General features: G+C 65.9%; 21 protein-coding genes. 9 read left to right on the top strand and 12 right to left on the bottom strand.

Annotated features, from left to right (window positions below):
- Positions 1-11: 11 nt before the first annotated feature.
- The gene (locus GGC64_RS21590; RefSeq protein WP_192724563.1) at positions 12-860 is read left to right on the top strand and encodes a hypothetical protein; all 849 of its coding nucleotides are present in this window, start codon (positions 12-14) and stop codon (positions 858-860) included.
- A gap of 69 nt (positions 861-929) precedes the next feature.
- Here GGC64_RS21590 and GGC64_RS21585 read toward each other — a convergent pair whose 3' ends face one another.
- Both GGC64_RS21585 and GGC64_RS21580 read right to left on the bottom strand, forming a co-directional pair.
- Entirely contained in the window at positions 930-1,646 is a 717-nt protein-coding gene (locus GGC64_RS21585) for a type 1 glutamine amidotransferase (protein WP_192724562.1), read from the bottom strand.
- A complete protein-coding gene (locus GGC64_RS21580) occupies positions 1,639-2,868 on the bottom strand; it encodes a Mur ligase family protein (protein ID WP_192724561.1) in 1,230 nt (409 codons plus the stop codon). The genes GGC64_RS21585 and GGC64_RS21580 overlap by 8 nt, the downstream gene beginning before the upstream one ends.
- A 99-nt stretch (positions 2,869-2,967) precedes the next feature.
- Between GGC64_RS21580 and GGC64_RS21575 the strand changes: the two genes are divergently transcribed.
- On the top strand, positions 2,968-3,957 hold the full coding sequence (locus tag GGC64_RS21575; RefSeq protein WP_192724560.1) for a DEDDh family exonuclease: 990 nt from the start codon (positions 2,968-2,970) through the stop codon (positions 3,955-3,957).
- Here the strand turns inward: GGC64_RS21575 and GGC64_RS21570 are convergent.
- Positions 3,954-5,216, bottom strand: coding sequence for a cytochrome P450 (locus tag GGC64_RS21570; RefSeq protein WP_192724559.1), 1,263 nt, complete (start codon positions 5,214-5,216; stop codon positions 3,954-3,956). The genes GGC64_RS21575 and GGC64_RS21570 overlap by 4 nt on opposite strands.
- Positions 5,217-5,322: 106 nt before the next feature.
- On the opposite strand from GGC64_RS21570, the gene GGC64_RS21565 reads away from it, so the two are divergent.
- Genes GGC64_RS21565 through GGC64_RS21545 form a run of 5 tightly spaced genes read left to right on the top strand, consistent with a single transcriptional unit; the run spans position 5,323 to position 9,069 of the window.
- Entirely contained in the window at positions 5,323-6,480 is a 1,158-nt protein-coding gene (locus GGC64_RS21565) for a Xaa-Pro peptidase family protein (protein ID WP_225952128.1), read from the top strand.
- Positions 6,477-7,559, top strand: a complete 1,083-nt coding sequence (locus tag GGC64_RS21560) for a Xaa-Pro peptidase family protein (protein WP_192724558.1) — start codon at positions 6,477-6,479, stop codon at positions 7,557-7,559. The genes GGC64_RS21565 and GGC64_RS21560 overlap by 4 nt, the downstream gene beginning before the upstream one ends.
- Positions 7,559-8,008, top strand: coding sequence for a VOC family protein (locus GGC64_RS21555; protein ID WP_192724557.1), 450 nt, complete (start codon positions 7,559-7,561; stop codon positions 8,006-8,008). Before GGC64_RS21560 ends, GGC64_RS21555 begins: the two co-directional genes overlap by 1 nt.
- Positions 8,009-8,047: 39 nt before the next feature.
- A complete protein-coding gene (locus GGC64_RS21550; RefSeq protein ID WP_192724556.1) occupies positions 8,048-8,503 on the top strand; it encodes a hypothetical protein in 456 nt (151 codons plus the stop codon).
- Complete coding sequence (locus GGC64_RS21545; protein ID WP_192724555.1) at positions 8,503-9,069, top strand: TetR/AcrR family transcriptional regulator; 567 nt, start codon at positions 8,503-8,505, stop codon at positions 9,067-9,069. The genes GGC64_RS21550 and GGC64_RS21545 overlap by 1 nt, the downstream gene beginning before the upstream one ends.
- Here GGC64_RS21545 and leuA read toward each other — a convergent pair.
- Positions 9,066-10,886 carry a 2-isopropylmalate synthase gene (gene leuA, locus GGC64_RS21540; protein WP_192724554.1) on the bottom strand — a complete coding sequence of 607 codons (1,821 nt, stop codon included), beginning with the start codon at positions 10,884-10,886 and terminating at the stop codon, positions 9,066-9,068. The genes GGC64_RS21545 and leuA overlap by 4 nt on opposite strands.
- Positions 10,887-11,132: 246 nt before the next feature.
- On the opposite strand from leuA, the gene GGC64_RS21535 reads away from it, so the two are divergent.
- Complete coding sequence (locus GGC64_RS21535) at positions 11,133-11,792, top strand: hypothetical protein (protein WP_192724553.1); 660 nt, start codon at positions 11,133-11,135, stop codon at positions 11,790-11,792.
- Between the two features lie 4 nt (positions 11,793-11,796).
- Here GGC64_RS21535 and GGC64_RS21530 read toward each other — a convergent pair whose 3' ends face one another.
- From GGC64_RS21530 to GGC64_RS21500, 7 genes are all read right to left on the bottom strand, one after another.
- On the bottom strand, positions 11,797-12,480 hold the full coding sequence (locus GGC64_RS21530) for an XRE family transcriptional regulator (protein WP_192724552.1): 684 nt from the start codon (positions 12,478-12,480) through the stop codon (positions 11,797-11,799).
- Positions 12,455-13,636, bottom strand: a complete 1,182-nt coding sequence (locus GGC64_RS21525) for an FAD-binding oxidoreductase (protein ID WP_225952127.1) — start codon at positions 13,634-13,636, stop codon at positions 12,455-12,457. Before GGC64_RS21525 ends, GGC64_RS21530 begins: the two co-directional genes overlap by 26 nt.
- Positions 13,633-14,940, bottom strand: coding sequence for an FMN-binding glutamate synthase family protein (locus tag GGC64_RS21520; RefSeq protein WP_192724550.1), 1,308 nt, complete (start codon positions 14,938-14,940; stop codon positions 13,633-13,635). The genes GGC64_RS21525 and GGC64_RS21520 overlap by 4 nt, the downstream gene beginning before the upstream one ends.
- Positions 14,940-15,626 carry a protein glxC gene (locus tag GGC64_RS21515; RefSeq protein WP_192724549.1) on the bottom strand — a complete coding sequence of 229 codons (687 nt, stop codon included), beginning with the start codon at positions 15,624-15,626 and terminating at the stop codon, positions 14,940-14,942. The genes GGC64_RS21520 and GGC64_RS21515 overlap by 1 nt, the downstream gene beginning before the upstream one ends.
- Positions 15,614-16,486 carry a glutamine amidotransferase gene (locus GGC64_RS21510; RefSeq protein ID WP_192724548.1) on the bottom strand — a complete coding sequence of 291 codons (873 nt, stop codon included), beginning with the start codon at positions 16,484-16,486 and terminating at the stop codon, positions 15,614-15,616. Before GGC64_RS21510 ends, GGC64_RS21515 begins: the two co-directional genes overlap by 13 nt.
- Before the next feature lie 28 nt (positions 16,487-16,514).
- Positions 16,515-17,816 (bottom strand): type III glutamate--ammonia ligase, encoded by a 1,302-nt coding sequence (gene glnT, locus GGC64_RS21505; RefSeq protein ID WP_192724547.1) that lies wholly within the window; start codon positions 17,814-17,816, stop codon positions 16,515-16,517.
- A 72-nt stretch (positions 17,817-17,888) separates the two neighbouring features.
- Positions 17,889-19,142: an ammonium transporter gene (locus GGC64_RS21500; protein ID WP_192724546.1), complete on the bottom strand. Its 1,254-nt coding sequence runs from the start codon at positions 19,140-19,142 to the stop codon at positions 17,889-17,891.
- A gap of 109 nt (positions 19,143-19,251) precedes the next feature.
- On the opposite strand from GGC64_RS21500, the gene GGC64_RS21495 reads away from it, so the two are divergent.
- Positions 19,252-19,704: a hypothetical protein gene (locus tag GGC64_RS21495; RefSeq protein ID WP_192724545.1), complete on the top strand. Its 453-nt coding sequence runs from the start codon at positions 19,252-19,254 to the stop codon at positions 19,702-19,704.
- Position 19,705: 1 nt separating this feature from the next.
- Here the strand turns inward: GGC64_RS21495 and GGC64_RS21490 are convergent, their stop codons facing one another.
- A complete protein-coding gene (locus tag GGC64_RS21490) occupies positions 19,706-20,323 on the bottom strand; it encodes a nitroreductase family protein (protein ID WP_370582232.1) in 618 nt (205 codons plus the stop codon).
- Positions 20,324-20,386 lie beyond the last annotated feature (63 nt).

Genomic DNA, 20,386 nt, shown 5'->3' with positions numbered 1-20,386 from the left:
AGCATCCCCACATGCGGAGAGTGTTTCTAGGTAGCGAGGCGGTGGAAGAGGGGGCGCTGACCGCCCACGAGTTGCGTCGCTGGCATCAGCGCCTTTTCCGCGATGTATATCTCGAAAAGTCGAATGACGTGACGCTCCGCGATCGGATCGAGGGCGCCTGGCTGCGATCTGGCCGCGAAGGCGTCATCGCGGGAGTTGCAGCCTCGGCACTGCACAATGCCCAATGGGTTGGCGATGACATCCCGATCGAGCTGATCTGGAACTACGGCCGCTCGCCCAACGAATTGCTCGTTCGCAATGAGGCGTTGGCCGAGGATGAGATCACCAGGGTGGCTGGGATTCCCGTGACAACGCGAGTGCGTACCGCGTTCGATCTCGGCCGCTACTTGCCCCGTGACGAAGCCATCGCCCGACTCGACTCCCTCATGCACTCGCAGGTGTTCTCGATTGAGGACGTGTTGCTGCTCGCCAAGCGATACCGAGGCGCACGGGGGCTGAAGGCACTTCGAACAGCCCTTCCGCTTGTCGACGGTGGTTCCGCGTCGCCACGGGAGACACGGCTTCGGTTGTTGTACATCGACGCGGGATTGCCAACGCCGACAACCCAGATCCCCATCGTCGAAGGCCGCGGGCGACTTGTCCGGTGGGCGGACATGGGCTGGGAAGAATTCATGGTCGTTTCCGAGTACGACGGGGATCAACACCGCACCAATCGCGGGCAGTACACCAAGGACATCCGAAGCCTACGAAGGGCCAGAGAACTCGGTTGGATCGTCGACCAAGTGATCAAAGAGGATCGGCCCGCGGAGATCGTCGCCCGCGCGCGGAAGGCATTGGTCTCGCGCGGTTGGCGACCGTAGTCCGCGAAATCGCGCTTACTGCGTGGCCCACTCGAACTTTCGCGCAATAACTGCAGTTTCGCCGTCCGCCTAGACGCGGCGCGGGGCCGCCAGGCGTTCGCGGCGTAGTTGCGCCACTTCGGCGATCTCGAGCGGCGCCAACTCTCCGACGACCTTCGACAACAGATGGTCGGCCAACTCCGGGTTGCGGGCCAGGCACGGCCCATGCAGATACGTCGCGATCACACTGCCCTGCACCGCGCCGTCGATGCCGTCGCCCGCGCGGTTGCCCGCCCCGCTGATCACCTTCGCCAGTGGGTGCGCCGCAGGGCCGAGAACCGTTCCGCCGCGGTGGTTTTCGAAACCGGTGAGCCGCTGCGACAGCCCGGCCACCAAGGGCTGCGACACCACCTCGCCGATGGTCCGAGTCTCCTGCGGCGACGTCGTCACGTCCAGCAGTCCCACGCCTTCGACGCGCTCACCCGACGACGTCTCGTACCAATGCCCGAGCACCTGGATCGCCGCGCAGATCGCCAACACCGGCGCACCGCGCGCGGCCGCCTGCTGCAATCCGGGGTAACGAATCAGGTGCTTGGTGGCCAGGCGCTGCGCGTAATCCTCTGCGCCGCCAAGCGTGTACAAGTCGAGTTCTGACGGCACCGGGTCCGCCAGCGTGATCTCGACGATCTCGGCGTCAAAACCCCTGAGCCGCAACCGTTGCCGCAGCACCACCGAGTTGCCGCCGTCGCCGTAGGTGCCCATCACATCGGGCAGCACCAGCCCGATCCGCACAGCAGATTCAGCCATGGCGCGCAACCGCCCGCTGAAGCTGAAGGAACGCGGTGTAGTTCGCGACCACCTCGACATGTCCCGGCGGGCACGACGCGATCGCCTCAATCGCGTTGTGCACCAATGTGTGCTCGACGCCCGCATACCCAAGTCGTACAGCAAGATCGGTGCCGCGCTCACCGGCGGCAACCACCGGCTTGTTCACGAAATGCTCGAAGTTGACGTCCCACAGCCACGACAGGTCTTCGCCGTCGGGCACCTGACCGTTGACGGAGATCACCACCGAGCCCGCGTCGGTGTCGACCATCGACAGCGCTTCCTGCCAACCGGCTGGGTTCTTCGCCAACAACATTCGCACCGAGTGCGCGCCGAGTTGCACCGTGCTGTACCGGCCTGCGACCTCATCCACACCCGAGACAGCCGCCACCGCCGCGGCCGGATCCGCGCCGAGCGTCACCGCAGCCGCCACCGCCTGCGTGGCATTCCCGCGGTTCACCGCCCCCGGCAGCGCCAGCGTCATCGGCAGCGAAAGCCCTTCCGGCCCATAGATGTTCGCATCGTCGTACCACCATTGCGGGGTCGGTCGTTTGAAGTCGGTGCCCGTCGAATACCAGTGGCTGCCGTCACGCACGATGGTCTCACCTGACCGCGGACAGCTCACGGAGTCGTTGGCCCAGCCGCCACCCGCGGCCACCCACACCACGCGCGGGCTGTCGTAGGCCGCCGACGTCATCAGCACGTCATCGCAGTTGGCTACGACGACGGTGCCGGGGTGACGCGCCAACCCGCTACGGAGCGTTCGCTCGATGTGGTTGATCTCGCCGACGCGGTCCAGCTGATCGCGCGACAGATTCAACAGCACGATCACCGCGGGCTGCACAGCGTCAGCGACATGCGGCACATGCATCTCGTCGACCTCGAGCGCGGCCAACGACGCGGAACGGGCCCCAGCCAAGGCCGCCACCAGTCCCGCATCCATGTTCGCGCCCTCGGCATTGGTGGCGACGGGCCCCAGCGTTCCCAAGGCCGCCGCTGTCATCCGCGTCGTCGTGGACTTGCCGTTGGTGCCGGTGATCACCACCGTGCGACGGCCTTCGCCCAGCTGGCGGAGCATCGATTTGTCGAGCGCAAGCGCCACCAGCCCGCCGATCATCGCGCCCGCGCCGCGCCCGGTGACCCGCGACGCCCAGCGCGCGCTTGCCCCGGCCGCAAGCGCGACACGTCCACGAGTGGTGACCATCCTCGGCAGTCTAAAAGGGTAGAGGCAGGGAGCCGACACGCTGTGACGGCGATCAAGTCCTTGAGGGGAATTGTCGGGACCCCGTGCCATGCTCGAAATGTGAGTCAAACCTGGGGCCGGCCGGCAAACGAGACCGGTCCGGGCTGGGCCGTCGTGGACGTAGAGACGTCCGGCTTCCGCCCCGGGCAGGCCCGCATCGTCAGTGTCGCGGCGCTCGCCGTCGGCGACGACGGCAACGTCGAGCAAAGCCTCTATACCCTGCTGAACCCGGGCGTCGACCCCGGCCCGACCCACGTGCACGGGCTGACCGCCGAGATGCTGCAGGACCAGCCGTGCTTCGGCGACGTCGTCGGCGACCTGATCGCGTTGCTCAAGGACCGCACGCTCGTCGCGCACAACGTCGGCTTCGACTACTCATTCCTGGCCGCAGAGGCCGAGCTGGTCGGGGCGGAGCTGCCCATCGACACCGTGATGTGCACAGTCGAGCTGGCCCGTCGCCTCGAGCTGGGCACCGAGAACCTGCAATTGTCGACGCTCGCGTCGCACTGGGGCATCACGCAGATCAAGCCGCACGACGCGCTCGACGACGCGATGGTGCTCGCGCAGATCCTCAAGCCGGTGCTGGTCCGCGCCAGGGAGCGCAAGGTATGGCTGCCCGTGCGCTCGGTGTCGCGGCGGCAATGGCCCAACGGCCAGGTCACCCACGACGAGTTGCGCCCGCTGAAGATGTTGGCCTCGCGGCTGCCGTGCCCGTACATGAATCCCGGCCGATTCGTCGCGGGCAGGCCGCTGGTCCAGGGCATGCGGGTCGCGTTGTCGGCCGAAGTCACCCGCACCCACGAAGAGCTGATCGAGCGGATCGTGCACGCCGGGCTGGCCTACACCGACAACGTCGACCCCGAAACCTCGCTCGTCATCTGCAACGAGGCCGAACCCGAACACGGCAAGGGCTATCAGGCCATCGAGGTGGGTGTGCCGCTGGTGAACGATGCCGACTTCATGCGACTCCTCGACGGCGTCATCGGCGGCACCGACATCGAGCAGTTCACCGACACCACACTGGCCGGCGACCAGTTCGCACTCTTCTAACTCGGCGGGGCGGTACCCAGCGAAGCACCGGGTGTGAACGTGACCGGCAGCCTGCCGAGCCCCGTCATGCTCGGGTTGCCGGAGTAGCGATGCACGCGTGTCAGATCGACCTCGTAGTCGGGGATGCGGTCGAGCACGGCCTTCACCATCACCGCGAACATCACCCGCGCCAGCGGCGCGCCGATGCAGCGGTGCGGCCCGAGGCCGAACGCGAGGTGACGATTGGGCGCGCGATCGAGCACGACCTCATCGGCGCGGTCGAACGCCCGCTCGTCGTGGTTGGCGGCCAACCAGCTGATGAGCACTTGGTCGTTGCGCCGAAGTTGTTGTCCGCCAAGGACGGTGTCGCGGCTGACGGTGCGGCTGAGCGTCTTGTTGACCGAGCAATAGCGGAGGTATTCGTCGGCTGCAGTGCGATAGAGGTCTGGCTGTTCGATGAGTTGGCGCCGCAGTTCGGGATGGGTGCCGAGATGCAGCAGGCTCAGCGCGGTCAGTGAGGTTGTGGTGTCGACGCCGCCGCCGATCAAGTTCCAGAGGATGTCGATGAGCTGGTTGTCGTCAAGGCGTTTGCCGTCGAATTCGAACTGAACGAGGAAGCTGGTCAGATCGTCGGCAGGATCGGCACGCCGGGTCGCTGCGAACCTCAGCAGCCCGTCGATCATCGCAGGTACTTCGGCGATCACCTTGTTGTACTGCGCGGCGTCGCCCGCATCCATCACCCCGTGGAAGAGGTCGGCATACAGCCGCCAGTTGTCGTAGGGCAGGCCCATCAGTCGCATGGTGAGAATGGCAGGGACCGGGCTCGCGTAGTCGAGCACGAGGTCCATTCGGCCGTCGGCGATTCTCTGGTCGAGGAACCAGTGCACAGACTGCTCCATGAACGGCCGCATCTTCTCGACCGCGCCCGATGAGAAGAACGGCGTGAGTGCCTTGCGCAGCGCCAGATGGTACGGGCCGTCGACCTCGCCGATGCCAAGCGGCGGCTGCCCTTCGGGACGCGGAACACCCATCTCGCCTTGATAATTCACGCCGTCGGCGGCGTCCGGCTCGTACTTGTGGGCGAAGGTGTCAGTGTCGCGCGCGATCTGTTCCACCGCGTCGTAGGAGGACACGTACCAGAACCCGCCGTACTTCTCGTTCCACGCGACGGGGCACCGGCTGCGTAGGTCGGCGTTGAGCTCGTTCTCGTTGCGGGTGAACTCCGCGGAATGGTGATCAAATCCCACGATCGCGTCGGCACTGACGTCGGGACGGCCCATTCGGCTATCTTTACATTTTTAGGGAATTAAGTCCGCAGGAGGTGGACTCATCGGCGGAGCGACCATCGGCGGGCGAGCGATTCCGGACCAGCCTGATCTGCCGCGGATGCGAAGGGAACGTTTCGAGCGGTTGCAGCGACAGCTCGAGACGCAGGGCATCGACGGCCTTGTCCTGCTCGGATCGAGTTCGGTCGGCTATGCCACCGGAGCCGCGGCCCCCGCCCAAGACGGTGACCGGGCGGCGCTGTTCCGCCAGGTGGCGGTGGTGGTGACCGGGGATTCGGCGCCGCACCTTTACACACCGTTCTCCGACGGCGTGCCAGCCGAACTTCCCGACGACCATCTGCACGGGCCGTTGTTCCCCGATCTCGACGACGGTATCGATGTCTTCGCCAAGGAGCTCGCCGAACACTTCAGTTCCGGAGCACGCCTCGGCGTCGACGACCAGACGCATGCGATGTTGCGCGGGCTGCCGAGATTCGAATGGGCCGACGCCTCCGACGTGGTCGGCGCCGCGAAGCTGACCAAGACGCCCGACGAAATCGCGTGTATCCGCAACGCGCAGCGGCTCAATGAACTCGCGATGGCCGACGCGTTGGCGGCGCTGCGTCCCGGGGTCCGCCAGATCGACCTGAGCGCAGTATTCCTGCGGCGAGTGTTCGAACTCGGAGCGTCGGCGAACGGCATCGATCCGATCTGGCAGGTGATGGCGCCGACCCGCCAGCTGGGGCCCTGGACGTTGCACGGCGACCTGGCTTACCCGACCGTCACCACCGACCGCTTTCTCCGCGAGGGTGACGTCATCTGGGTCGACTCCGGCATCACCTGGGAGGGCTACGCATCCGATTACGGCCGAACATGGACCACCGGCGCTGCCCCGAATGCCAAGCAGCAAGCACACTTTCGTCGCTGGCGTACCGTCGTCGACGCCGCCCTTGACGTTCTGAAGCCCGGCGTGTCCGCGCTCGAACTCGGCAAGGTTGCCATCGACGCCAACGACGGTATGCGGCCCTGGATCGAGCACTTCTATCTGGCTCACGGTGTCGGCACGGACAGCGCCGAAATGCCGCTGATCGGAACCGACCTGGGCGAAGGCTTTGACGAGCGCCTCATCATGCAACCGGGAATGGTGCTCGTCCTCGAGCCGGTCATCTGGGAAGACGGCCATGCCGGCTATCGGTCGGAAGACATTGTGGCCGTGACGGATACCGGTTGGGTGAAGCTCAGCGGGTCAACCTATGAGCCGTATGGAGTCGAGGCATGAGCCCGGCTCCCCGCGACCGCGGAGTGTTCATCGGCATGATGGGCCTCGAGGACAGCGCACGCGTCGACTTCGCGCGCCTGCGTGCCGAGCGACGGTCAAAAGTATTCTCCGGCATGGCAGCTCACGATCTCGATGCGCTGATGCTCGGCGGCGTCGGCAATGTGAAGTACGTGTCGGGCGCGCGTCAGCTGGGACGTTCGGGTGTGCTGCCGTTCGCACCCGTCGTGGTGGTGGTACGGGAAACCGAACGCGTGCATCTGCTTTCCACGTGGGACGAGGGAGTGCCGCCCGAGATCGGCCGCGACGACCTGTACCGCATGAGCTGGAATCCAGCCAATCTCGCTGCCGATCTCGCCAAGGTTCCCGGGGTGCGCGACGCGCGGCGCGTCGGCACCGACGGGCTGACGCCGATGTTCGCTTCGTTGATTCCGGAGATGGTGACGAAGGCGGACCTCGTCGATGCCGGACCGATGCTGACCGCTGCGCGGCGGACCAAGACGGCCGACGAGATCCTCTGCGTTGAGGTCGCGTCGGCGATCGCCGAGGCCGCGCTGAGCGCGATGAAAGGCGCACTGGCGCCTGGCATCACCGCGCGCGAACTGCTCGCCGTCTACCACGAGCGGATCGCGAATCTCGGCGCACCGATGCCGCCGTCCGAAGACGTCTGCACCGTGACGCCATCGTCGGTGATGCTCGCGCCCGGCGCGCTCTACGCGGGCTACGAGGCCGGCCTGGCGCGCACCAGGACAGCCGACAGCGATTTGGTGTCGCGATGTGAAGGTGCAATGGACGCGCTAGTCGCCGCATGCCGCCCGGGGAACACCGGCGCGGACCTGTACCGGGCATGGGAGGCGACCGGCAACGCGGATCCAGGGCTACCGCTGGCGCACGGGCTGGGGCTGGGTGCCGAACCGCCACTGATCGGCCTTGGGCGCGGCCGCGAGGCTGCCATCGTGGAGGGAATGGTGTTGAGCGTGCAGTCGTGGGTTACCGAGCCAGATGGCGGCTGCCTGCAGCGGGATACGGTGCTCGTCGAGAGCGACGGGCCAAGGCTGCTCACCCGATACGGAAGGTTGTAATGGCAAGCCACCGAACGGCTTTCAACCACATCGGGTTGTGTGTGGCCGATCGCGAGCGATCGCGGCGCTTCTACGAAGGCCTGCTCGGCTTCCAGTTCTGGTGGGAACTGGAACTGCCAGACGCAGGCACCGAAAAGCTGCTCCAACTCGAACGGCCGATCGGGGTGCACGCGACCTACCTGGTGCGCGACGGGCTGGTGCTCGAACTGCTCGACTACTCGAAGCGAGAGGTCAAGCCGCAGCAGCGTGCGATGGACCACGCGGGGCTGACGCACATGTCGCTGTCGGTGTCGGATCTGGCTGCCGTGCTGGCGATGGTGGAGGAGTTCGGCGGAGCGGTGGTCCACGAGACCGTCACCGAGCAGTTCGCCATGATCCGTGATCCCGACGGGCAGTTGATCGAACTGCTGCCCGATTCGTGGCTCGCCAACCTGCCGCCCCGGCCCTAACTATTGCAGTCACTACACACGTAGTGATACCGTCGGCTGATGACAACCACTACAGACGTAGTACGTAAACCGTCCCGTTCAGACGCTTATCGGCGCCACGGCTACTTCTTCAAGGAAGCGGCGATGCTGACCATCGTTCTCGGCGTGGTCCTGCATCTGCTGCGGGTGATTTTCGGTGACGCCTGGGCGTTGCAATACGCGATCACGCCGACGACCGACAAGATCCTGCTCGTGCCGATGACATATGCCGCCGTCACCGGGATCGTGCTGCTGGCGACGCATCGCGTGAGGTTTGCCAACAAACGGCACCGCGCGCTTTTCACCGGCTCGGTGGTCTACATCGCAGGCAGTGTGCCGCTGCACATCTACTGCTCCTACATCATCTGGGACACCACTTTGGTCACATGGTTTCCGATGTGGTTCAGCTGGTTCCTGCTGATCGTCGTCTACCCGGCGTTCCTGACCCTGTTCGCCAGGCTGCAATATAGGAACTGATGCCACCCAATCCAGAACGACGGACGCAGATCCTCGACGCCGCGATCGACATCCTGTGTGATGACGGCGTCGGGGGGCTCACGCACCGACAGGTCGACAGCCGCGCGGGCGTGCCGGCGGGCACCACGTCGAACTACTTCCGCACGCGCCAGGCGCTGCTCGAGGCGACCGCCCAACGGACGGTTGATCTGCACTGGCAGCGCGTCGAGACGCTGCAGTCGGCGATCGGTCCGCTGAGTCGGGATGCGTTGAAGGCGTTGATGATTCGCATGCTCGAACCCGACGAGCAGATGCGGCGCTTCACCCTCGCACGGTTCGAGCTTTTCATGGAAAGCACCCGGCGAGAAGAGCTTCGGCCGCTAATGAAGGAGCTTCAGGCGGCCGCGGTGAAGTCGGCGACACTCATCATCGAGGCCGCCGGCTTCACCCCGACACCGCAGCGGATGGACGAACTCAGCAGATTGCTCAACGGCTTTGTGTTCAGCAATCTCACCATGGCGCCCGAGTCGGGCGCGCTAGATGCCGCCGGTCTTGTGAACCGACTGCTGAGCGCCTTCCTCGATTAGGAGCGACTTGCGCGGTTGACCGCCGACACCACCGCGCGAAGCGATGCAGTGGTGATCGAAGTCGCGATGCCGACGCCCCACACGGTCTTGCCGTCGATGGACGCCTCGACGTAGGCAGCGGCCTGCGCCTCCTCGCCAGCCGAAAGCGCATGCTCGGAGTAATCCAGCACCGAGACGTTGATCCCGATTGCGCCGAGCGCGTCGACGAACGCGGCGAGCGGACCGTTGCCTGCGCCGACGATCTCGCGTTCGATGCCGTCGACCTTGACCACGGCCTCGATCGTGTCCGTTCCACCGTCGACCTCGGCTGCGGTGACCTTCTGCCGAATGCGCTCCAGCGGCCGGATCGGCGCCAGGTACTCGTCGGCGAAAACGTCCCACATCTCCTTCGGGGAGACCTCGCCGCCCTCACCGTCGGTGATCTTCTGGATCGCCTGGCTGAACTCGATCTGCAACCGGCGCGGCAGGGCCAAACCGTGGTCGGCCTTCATGATGTAGGCCACGCCGCCCTTGCCCGACTGCGAATTGACCCGGATGACCGCCTCATAGGTGCGGCCGACGTCCTTCGGATCGATGGGCAGATACGGGACCTGCCAAAGGATGTCGTCAACATCGGCGTCCTGCTCGTCGGCCGATACCTTCATCGCGTCGAGGCCCTTGTTGATGGCGTCCTGATGGCTGCCGGAGAACGCGGTGTAGACGAGATCGCCGCCGTACGGGTGGCGTTCGTGCACCGGTAGCTGGTTGCAGTACTCGACAGTGCGACGGATCTCGTCGATGTTGGAGAAGTCGATCTGCGGGTCGATGCCGCGGGAGAACAGGTTCAATCCCAGCGTCACGAGGCAGACGTTGCCGGTACGCTCGCCGTTGCCGAACAGGCAGCCCTCGATTCGGTCGGCACCGGCCTGATAGCCCAATTCCGCTGCGGCAACGGCAGTTCCGCGATCGTTGTGCGGATGCAGGCTCAAGATGATGGCCTCGCGCGGGGTCAGGTGCCGGTGCATCCACTCGATCGAGTCGGCGTACACATTCGGCGTGGCCATCTCGACGGTGGCGGGCAGATTGACGATGAGCGGCACGTCGGACGTCGGCTGGATGATCTCGGCGACGGAGTTGCACACGTCGACGGCGTACTCCAACTCGGTACCGGTGTAGGACTCCGGGCTGTACTCGTAGCGCCAGAGCGTGCCCGGGTACTTCTTGGCTTCCTCGACGCACTTGCGGGCGCCGTCGGTGGCGATGGCCTTGACCGCCTCGCGGTCGGCGCGGAACACGACCCTGCGCTGCAGGATCGAGGTCGAGTTGTAGAAGTGCACGATCGCTCGCGGTGCACCCTCGCACGCCTCGAACGTCCGCTCGATCAACTCGGGCCTGCACTGCGTCAGCACCTGGATGGTCACGTCGTCGGGGATCGCGCCCTGGGTGATGATCTCGCGGACGAAGTCGAAGTCGGTCTGGCTGGCCGACGGGAAACCGACCTCGATCTCCTTGTAGCCCATCCGGACCAGCAGGTCGAACATGCGACGCTTGCGCGCCGGGCTCATCGGGTCGATCAGCGCCTGATTGCCGTCGCGCAGGTCGACGGCACACCACATCGGGGCGCGGTCGACGACCTTGTCGGGCCAGCTGCGGTCGGCGAGCGTGACGGGTTCGACTTCCTGGGCGAATGGCCGATACCGGCTGACCGGCATGGACGTGGCCCGTTGAGTGTTCCAGGCCGGTTGGCCCGGGTTGGCCGGGCCGGACGGCTTGTTGATGCTTCGTACGGAATTGAAGGCGTCAGGTGAATCTGGCGTGGATTTCGAGAAGGTAGTCATTGGGATTGCTCCGGGAGTTATAGACGGGACTCGACCGGCGCATCGCGACTACCCGCGACGGGAGGCCAGTCTGATCAGACCCCGTCGCGGCTGCCGAGAAGGAGCACCCGCTGCACCCGACCACTGTAGCAAGCCTGGCTGTCGGTCCAAAAAAGTCGTCAAAAAAGTGTCAGAGGTACCGGGCGTCGCCGCTCCTACCTATGAGCGCGGCCCATCGGGGGTCGCCGAACGCAGAAAGAGCACATCGTGGCCACCACTTCTACCCGCAGCCGACTGATCCTGACCGCCGCAGGCGCCGCAACGGTGCTGGCCCTGTCCGTGACCGGCTGCACCAACGTCACGCCCGGAGCCGCCATGGCGGGTGACCGGGGCCCCTGCACACACGTCGACACACCGATGCTGGATGTTCCGGCCGCAGGCAGTACTGAACCGCAGATCCGCATTCCCCAGCCCACCGGTTGGGAGCGCACCCCCGAACTCGAAAAGGATGGCTCGCCCACCCGGCTCGCGCTGTCGGACGACGAAGCGGCGGTCATAGTCATGGTGAGGTCGATTCCGGAGGGCGATCCTGCAGTCATCTTCGACAACTTCCAAGAGGGCTTGTTGATTGGCGCCGAACAGGAGGGCCTGTCGGCTGAACTGACCAGCACGCCTGGCACCGTCTGCGGGTTGCCTGCAGAGACGGTCTCCATCGCGGCGGCTGAGCCGGCGATGGGCGGCGCGGTGAATGCGTTGCCGAGCGACGACCCGTTCAAGACCGTGGCCGTGGTGGCCGAATCCGGCGGGGACACATACCTGATCGCCGTGGTGCAGGTCGGTGGGTCGCAAGATCCTGCGCAGCAGAGCGAGGCCGAGACTGTCCTGTCTGGGATCGAGGTGCTGCCGCAGGACGGGACGGTCGCATAGCCACTCAGACCTGAGAGTCAGGGAAGGCGATGACCGACAGGAAGCGGATCGGCAACTCCACCAGATCGACAGGCCCATGTGCGCCTTCACCGTCGATCTGCAGCGAGTCGCCGGGGTGCAGGCGATACACCGAGCGGCTGTGGCTGTAGTCCATGACGCCCTCGAGCATGTAAATGAATTCGGTGCCGGGGTGCTGGAACAGCGGATAGGTCTGGCTCTTCTCCGACAGCGTGACGTGCAGGCACTCGAGGCGTTTGTGCTCGCCCCGCAACGACCCGAGCAGCTGATACTCGTGGCCTTCCTTCGTGCCGTTGCGCACGATGCGCGCGCCGGTGCCCGCCTTGACGAACGCCGCGGGCCGCTCGACGTCCGCACCACGGAACAGGCTGGTGACCGGCACGTCGAAACCCTTGGCCAGCAACGCAAGCGTGCCCAGGCTGCATGACGTCTGGGCGTTTTCGATCTTCGACATCATGGCCTTCGAAATGCCAACGCGGGCAGCCATTTCCGCCACTGTCAGGCCGTGCTGCAGCCGCAGCTGGCGCACGTTTCGACCGATCGCGGCTTCGAACTCGAGCTCCTCGACGGGCTCGTGTGGGTCACGGTCTCGCGCCGTGCCCGACTTGTTGCGAAGAAGCGGAACGTCTGTCACGGGGCCACCATCATCGCATTTGCCCGGCGCCGACATACGGATACGGGCTCTTGAGCAGGTCACCCTCGTCGAACCGGGACAGCCGGAAGTCGGAGTGCGGAATGCGCGCGTCGGTGCTGTGTCCGTCGATGACGAGGTCGGCGACCAGTCGGCCCACTGCGGGCGCGATCTTGAATCCGTGCCCGCTGAATCCCGCTGCGACGACGAGGCCCTGCATGTCGGTTCGGCTGATGACGGGGTTCCAATCCGGTGTGACGTCGTAACAGCCCGCGTAGCTGCTGCTGATCGCCGCGTCCGCGAAGCCGGGGAATCGGGAGCCGACTTTGTCCACGGTGAGGTCGACGAAGGCGTCGGTGGCCCGGTTCAGGTAGTTGTCCGGATCCGCTTCTTCGACGTCGGACAGGTCGCTGTTGCCGAACAGGATGTCGCCGCCGACCTCTGGCCTCACGTACTGCAACGACACCAGATCGGAGAACACGGGCACCGCCCCGATATCGATGCCTGGCGCGATCGTGACGATCTGTTCGCGCACCACGCGGATCGGCACGTCGACGCCGTACGGCGCCAAAAACGGTTTCGTCCACACGCCCGTAGCGACGACGACGGTGCCGGCGGAGATCTCGCTGCCGTCGGCGAGCCGGACGCCGGTGACGCGATCGCCGGTGACCAGCAGTTCGATCACATTGGCGCCCTGGCGGATTCGCACGCCCGCCGCGCGGGCCGACGCCGCGAACGCCTGCGCGGTCATGTACGCGTCGCCGTAGCCGCCGCGCGCCTCCCAGCCGAACGCCTCGAACGGCGACAGGTCTGCGAACGGCCACAGGTCGGCGACGTCCGATTTGTCGATCTCCTCGGTCTGCACACCGACCGCGCGTTGCGCGGCAAGGCTTTTGCGCAGCGATTCGACGTTGGATTCGCCGACGCCGACGACGTATCCGGTCTGCCGGAATCCGATGTCAGTACCGAAGATCTCCTCGGCATTTTCGAAGACTTCGAGTCCGACGGTGGCCATCGCGGCAAGCGACGTGACCCCGTAGTGGCAGCGGACGATGCCACTGGACTTGCCGGTCATCCCCGACGCGACGGTATTGCGTTCGAGCAGAACGACATCGGTGATGCCGCGCTGACTGAGCGCCCACGCGGTCGCCGCACCTTCGATGCCGCCGCCGACGATGACGACGTCTGCCGTCATAGCCCCGGGATCCATGACGTTCCCGCCAGCGGCACCCGCGCCATCGCGGCTGCCTCGATGGTCACCGCGACCAGGTCCTCCGGTTCGAGGTGGCACACGTGCGCCTTGCCGCAGGCGCGGGCGATGGTCTGGGCCTCCATGGTCAGCACCCGCAGATAGTTGGCGAGCCTGCGGCCCCCCTCGACCGGGTCGAACCGCGCCGCGAGTTCGGGATCCTGCGTGCTGATCCCGGCCGGATCCGTGCCGTCCTGGAAATCGTCGAAGAAGCCTGCCGCGCTGCCGAGCTTCTCGTACTCGGCGGCGTAGCGAGGATGGTTGTCGCCCAACGCGATCAGCGCTGCGGTGCCGATCGCGACGGCGTCGGCCCCCAGCGCAAGCGCCTTGGCGACGTCGGCGCCGGTGCGGATGCCGCCGCTCACGATGAGTTGCACTTTGCGGTGCACGCCGAGCTCTGCCAGCGCCTGCACGGCCTGCGGCACTGCGGCCAGCGTCGGGACGCCGACGTGTTCGATGAACACCTCCTGGGTGGCGGCGGTGCCGCCCTGCATGCCGTCGACGACCACGACATCGGCACCGGCATGCACGGCCAGTTTCACGTCGTAGTACGTCCGCGTGGCACCGACCTTGACGTAGATCGGTTTCTGGAAGTCCGTGATCTCGCGCAGTTCGTTGATCTTGATGGTCAGGTCGTCGGGACCCGTCCAATCCGGGTGTCTGCACGCGGAGCGTTGGTCGATGCCCTCGGGAAGCGTGCGCATCGCGGCGACGCGTTCGGAGATCTTCTGACCCAGCAGCATTCCGCCGCCGCCGGGTTTGGCGCCCTGGCCGAGCACCACCTCGATCGCGTCTGCCTTGCGCAGGTCGTCGGGGTTCATCCCGTATCGCGACGGAAGATATTGGTAGACAAGGTACTTGCTCTGCCCGCGCTCCTCGAGTGTCATGCCACCGTCGCCCGTGGTTGTCGATGTGCCCACCTCGCTGGCGCCGCGGCCAAGCGCCTCCTTGGCCGGCCCCGACAGCGCACCGAACGACATGCCGGCAATCGTCACTGGAATATCCAGGTGCAGTGGATGTTTCGCGAACCGGTCACCGAGCACGACATCGGTGCCGCACCGCTCGCGATAACCCTCGAGCGGATAGCGCGACATCGACGCACCGAGGAACAGCAGGTCGTCGAAATGTGGCAGCGGCCGCTTGGCGCCCCATCCCCGAATGTCGTAGATGCCAGTCTCGGCGGCACGCTGGATGGCCGCGATCGTCGGCCTGTCGAAGGTGGCGGATTCGCGAAGTTCCCAGTTGGTCATCAGTAGCTCGAGGTGTTGTCGATGTGGAAGTGGTAGAGGTTTCGCGCGGAGCCGTACCGGGTGTAGGCCGCGGTGTCGTCTCCCTCGAAACCCGCAGCCTTCAGCAGATATTCGAGCTCCTCGTGATGCTCGGACCGCATCGGCTTGGCGACGCAGTCGGCGCCGAGCGATGCGACGTCGCCGCGGACGTAGATGCGCGCTTCGTAGATCGAGTCGCCCAGTGCGTCGGCGGCATTGCCGCGAACCACCAGCCGGCCGGCCTGGGCCATGAACGCGCTCATGTGTCCGACATTGCCACCCACCACGATGTCGACGCCCTTCATCGAAATCCCGCACCGAGCGGCTGCGTCTCCCTCGATCACCAGCAGACCGCCGTGCGCGGTGGCACCCGCCGACTGCGACGCGCTGCCTTTGACCCAGACGGTCCCGCTCATCATGTTCTCCGCCAGGCCGGTGCCCGCGTTACCGTCGATGGTGATCTCGGCCTGCTGGTTCATCCCCGCGGCGTAGTAGCCGACGTGTCCGTCGATCGTCACCTTCACCGGCGCGTCGACGCCGACGGCGACGTTGTGCGCGCCATCGGGATTCGCGATCACGAACTCACCAGACAGGTCCGGCTTGTGCAGTGCGGCGTTGATCTCCCGCAGCGGCGTGGTGCGCAGATCGAATGCGGTCACCTGTTCCACGCGTAGATCACCTCCGGTTCCGGCTCCCAGATCTTGGCCGATTCGACGCCGGGAAGCCCTGCGAGCGCCCGGTATTCGCTGCCCATCGCGACCCAATCGTCGGTCTCGGCGATGACGGCCGGTTTGCATGCGATCGCGTCGCGCACCACTGCGAAGGAGTCGCGATTGGACACCAGCAGCGTGTAGAACCCGTCGAAGACCGCGCACAGTTCCTTGAGTGCGGCCTCGACGTCGCGGCCGTCGGCCAACTGCTTGGCGATGAACCGCGCGCCCACCTCCGTGTCGTTCTCGCTGTCGAATTGCACACCGGCGGCGCGGAGTTCGCGGCGGATCGTGGCGTGGTTGGCGAACGAGCCGTTGTGCACCATGCACTGTTCTGGACCGACCGCGTACGGATGGCAACCCGCCGGCGTCACCGCCGACTCGGTTGCCATCCTGGTGTGGCCGACGCCCTGCCAACCCTGTGCCTTGCTCAAACCCCAGCCCTCGGTCAGCTCGCGCGGATGTCCAACTCCCTTCAGCACGGCCATATCCGCGCCGAACCCCGCGATGAGGGCCTGCGGGTAGGCCGCCTTCACCGCGTGTAATAGCTCACCGGAAGACGCTTCTGCGGTAACGAGATAGGTGTCGCCGAGGCGAACGATGCTCACGTCGAGGTCGATGGCATCGGCCGCCGGGGTCACCTCCAGGACCGAGACGCAGCCGCGGCCCGGCGGCGACCAGACCGGGTCGCCGTACACAGCGACACCTGCCGAGTCGCTGCCGCGCTCGCCCATCTCGCACAGCATCCCGGTCAGCAGTTCGCCAAGCCGGGGATAGAGATCCGGCGTGCGCAGGTGCAGCCCGACGATCCCGCACATCTACTGTCTCCTTTGACTCTTCGGCGATTCAGAACGCGGTGAGGTAGCTGTCGACCTCCCACGGCGTCACCGCGCTGTGATAGGCAAAGAACTCGTCACGCTTGACGTTGGCGAAGTAATCGGCGACACCGTCGCCCGCGGCGTCGAGCACCCCGGTGACGACGGGGTCGCGCTGGAACTCGTCGACTGCGTGCAGCAGCGTTGGCGGCAGCGGTGAACGGTGTTGTCCGCCAATGTCTCCGGGGTCAGCGCTGCGCTTGACCCCATCGATGCCGGCGCCCAGTGCCGCGGCGATCGCGAGATACGGGTTGGCGCTGCCGTCGCCGCCGCGCAACTCGACGCGCGCCGAGTCGGGCACGCGGATGTAGTGGGTGCGGTCGTTGCCGCCGTAGGTTGGCGTCCTCGGCGCCCACGATGCTCCCGAAGCCGTCGTCGTCGCGCCGGTTCGCTTGTAGGAGTTGACTGTTGGCGCCACCACAGCCTGCAGCGCACCGGCGTGATCGAGGATTCCACCGACGAATGCATATGCGGTCTCGGAAAGACCGAGGCCGCGAGGGTCGTCGTCAGCGGGAAAGACCGGCGCGCCGCCACTGGTCAGCGACAGGTGCAGATGCAGACCGCTGCCGGTTTTGTCGGCAAACGGCTTCGGCATGAAGGTGGCCACCATGCCGCGTTCGGCCGCGATCATCGACAGGATGTAGCGCAGCGTGATGACGCGATCGGCGGTGGTCAGCGCCTCGGCGTATTCGAAGTTCTGCTCGAACTGGCCGTTACCGTCCTCGTGGTCGTTGGCGTAATTGGACCAACCGAGCGTGTTCATCGCCGTCGATATCGCGGTGAGGTGCTCGTACATCCGTGTCACGCCCCTGGCGTCGTAACAGGGCTGTGCGGCGTCGTCGGCGGTGTCGGCGACCGACAGACTGCCGTCTGAATTCCGGTGCAGCAGAAAATATTCGACCTCGGCGCCGACCCACGGCTCGTAGCCCGCGTCGGCAACCCGCTGGATCAGCGACTTGAGGATGACCCGCGGCGCAAAGGGCCACGGCTCGCCGTTGACGTGCGGATCGCAGTGCACGATCGCGAGGCCGTCCTTGATGAAGGGGACCGGCGTGAACGATGCCGGGTCCGGAATGGCCATCAGGTCAGGGTCTTTGGGCTCCTGGCCGATCGCGCCGACGGCGTACCCGGCGAACCCGACGCCCTCGGTCGCGAGCAGATCGACGGCCTCGACCGGCACCAGCTTCGCGCACGGCTTGCCGCGGAGGTCGACGAACAGTGCGAGGATGAACTTCGTTCCCGACTGTTCGGCCAGGGTGGCTAGCTCGGACATGCTTCTCCCATTTCTTTCACCAGTGAGGGCCGGCCGGCGCGGGCGAGTGGTTTCCGCGCCGGCCGGAGCTCGTCAGGCGGGCTGAAGTTCGTACGCGGCGTCCCGGTGGAACTTCGCGTCGATGCCCTTTTCCTCTTCGTCGGTGGAGATGCGAATGCCCATCGTCTTCTTGATGACGAACGCGATGATGTACGCGACCACGAACGAGTAGGCCATCACCGCGCCCGCGGCGATCGCCTGCTTCAACAGTTGCTCGGGCCCACCGCCGTAGAACAGGCCGTCGGTCTTGTTCGGCATGCTTGCGCTGGCGAACAAGCCGATCAGCAGCGTGCCGATCACGCCGCCGACCAGGTGAACGCCGACCACGTCCAGTGAGTCGTCGTAGCCGAAGCGGGATTTCAGGCCCACCGCCAACGGGCAGATCGCACCGGCGATCAGGCCCAGGAAGATCGAGCCGACCGGGGTGACCGCGCCGCACGCGGGCGTGATGGCCACGAGCCCGGCCACTGCACCCGACGCCGCGCCGACACCGGTGACGTGCCCGTCCTTGATCTTCTCCACGCCGAGCCACGCCAGCGTCGCCGCGCAGGTCGCGGTGAACGTCGTGACCATGACGATGGCCGCCGAGGTGCCTGCGGCCAGCGCCGAGCCACCGTTGAACGCATACCAGCCTGCCCACAGCAGTCCGGCACCGAGCAGTGTCAGCGGCACATTGTGCGGCTTGCGGAACTTGCCGAATCCGAGCGACTTGCCGAGCACGATCGCGACGGCCAGCGCCGCGGCGCCCGAGTTGATGTGCACAGCCGTGCCGCCCGCGAAGTCAATGGCCTTGAGCTGGTTGGCGATCCAGCCGCCCTTGGCGTCCGGCGTCACCACGCCGTCGAACGCGAACACCCAGTGCGCGACGGGGAAGTAGACGAGGATCGCCCACGCCGTTGCAAACGTCATCCAGGCGCCGAACTTCATCCGGTCGGCTGCCGCACCGGAAACCAGCGCAACCGTGATCGCCGCGAAAAGTGCTTGGAACAACGAGAACAGGCTCACCGGCAGGCCGTTGATGGTGGTCATCGGCTCGGTCAGGTTCTTCATGCCCGCGAACTCGGTGAAGCTGCCGACGAAGCCGCCGTAGGACGTGCCGAATGTCATCGAGAACCCGAACAGCACCCAGAGCACGCCGACGACGGCCACCGCGCCGAACGTCATCATCATCATGTTGGTCGAGCTCTTGACCGACACCATGCCGCCGTAGAAAAGCGCGAGCCCGGGAATCATCATCGTCAGCCCGATGATGCAACACAGCATGAATGCCGTGGTTCCTGTATCCATGTACATCTCCTGGAGTGGGCGGCCCTCGCCAGGGCCGTTCACTGGTAGTAATCAATGTTTCTGTTACGTGGACAGGCTCGCGGTGTTTCGGACGGGTTAAGTTCGTCGGATGAAACTAGACCGGCGTTGGTGGGTCGCCATTGCTGTCGTGGTGGTCGCAGTTGCGGCGCTGGTGCTGCGCTACACGGTGTTCGCCGGACCGTCCGAGGAGTGCCGTCCGGTCAAGGACCTGCTGGACTTCAACCGGGCCCAGGGTGAGCAGATCGCGTCGAAAACCGGTGACGCGAAAGGCGTTCCGACGGTCGCCGAGGAAGCCGCATATCAGGCATGGGCCGACGGCATGGCTGAGCGCGCGCAGAAGGTGACCAAGCCCGACCTGGCGCGCACGGCGACGACGGTCGCCAGCCTGGCCAATGATTTCGTCGGGAAGCTGTCGCTTGTGCGCTCACAGACCGACTCGCGTGCTCCCGGCGCGCCTGCGCCGCCTGCGGTCTACGAGATGGCGGCGCTGAACGCCAGGATCTCCAACGGTCTCGACGAGTTGGCCAAGGCCTGCTCCTGAGTCACAGCAGCGGTTGGCCCCACGTGCCTGTGAAGGCCACGTCCTCCAGGGGCAGTCGGTCGCGACCCTTCGCGTCGCGTTCGACGATCTCGGGCGGCGCGTTGTCGTAGTCGCCAAGCGATCCGACCGCGACGACCGCGATGGGACGCACTCCTTCGGGAATGCCGAACACCTCGTGCGCGGCGTCGCCGTCGAAGCCCGCCATCGGGTGCGCGATCAAACCGCGCGAGGTCGCCTCCACGGTCAACTGGGCGATCGCCGCACCGGCGTCGACGGCGGCATATCGTGCGGTCCGCTCGTCCTCGCCCTCGTCGACGCAGACCATCACCAGCGCCCCGGCGGCCTTGGCGTAGCTGTTCCCGCGCTTGAGCAGCCCGGCGATCTTGGTGTTGGTCTCATCGCCACGCAGTCCGACCAGGAAGCGCACCGGCTGACGGTGCCCCCAGGTGGCGGCCCAGCGTGCTGCCTCGAGGACCGCGACGAGGTCATCGGCCTCGAGCACGGCGTCTGCGTCGAACAACCGCGGACTCCAGCGTTGGGCGAGGTGCGGATGGATGGGCACTCGGGTCTGGGCCGTGGCTGTCTGCTCCTCGCGCAAGCGCTCGTCGGTCTTGACCACATCTTGACGCTACCGGCGGAGTAAATGGTGTGCGCAGACCCCTTATTCTTAGATGAACCCCGC

Origin of the sequence: Mycobacterium sp. OAS707, assembly GCF_014873705.1 — a bacterium.
Classification (GTDB): Bacteria; Actinomycetota; Actinomycetes; order Mycobacteriales; family Mycobacteriaceae; genus Mycobacterium.
The sequence above is the reverse complement of the archived record's forward strand: the minus strand, read 5'-3'. Positions and strand labels throughout refer to the sequence as shown.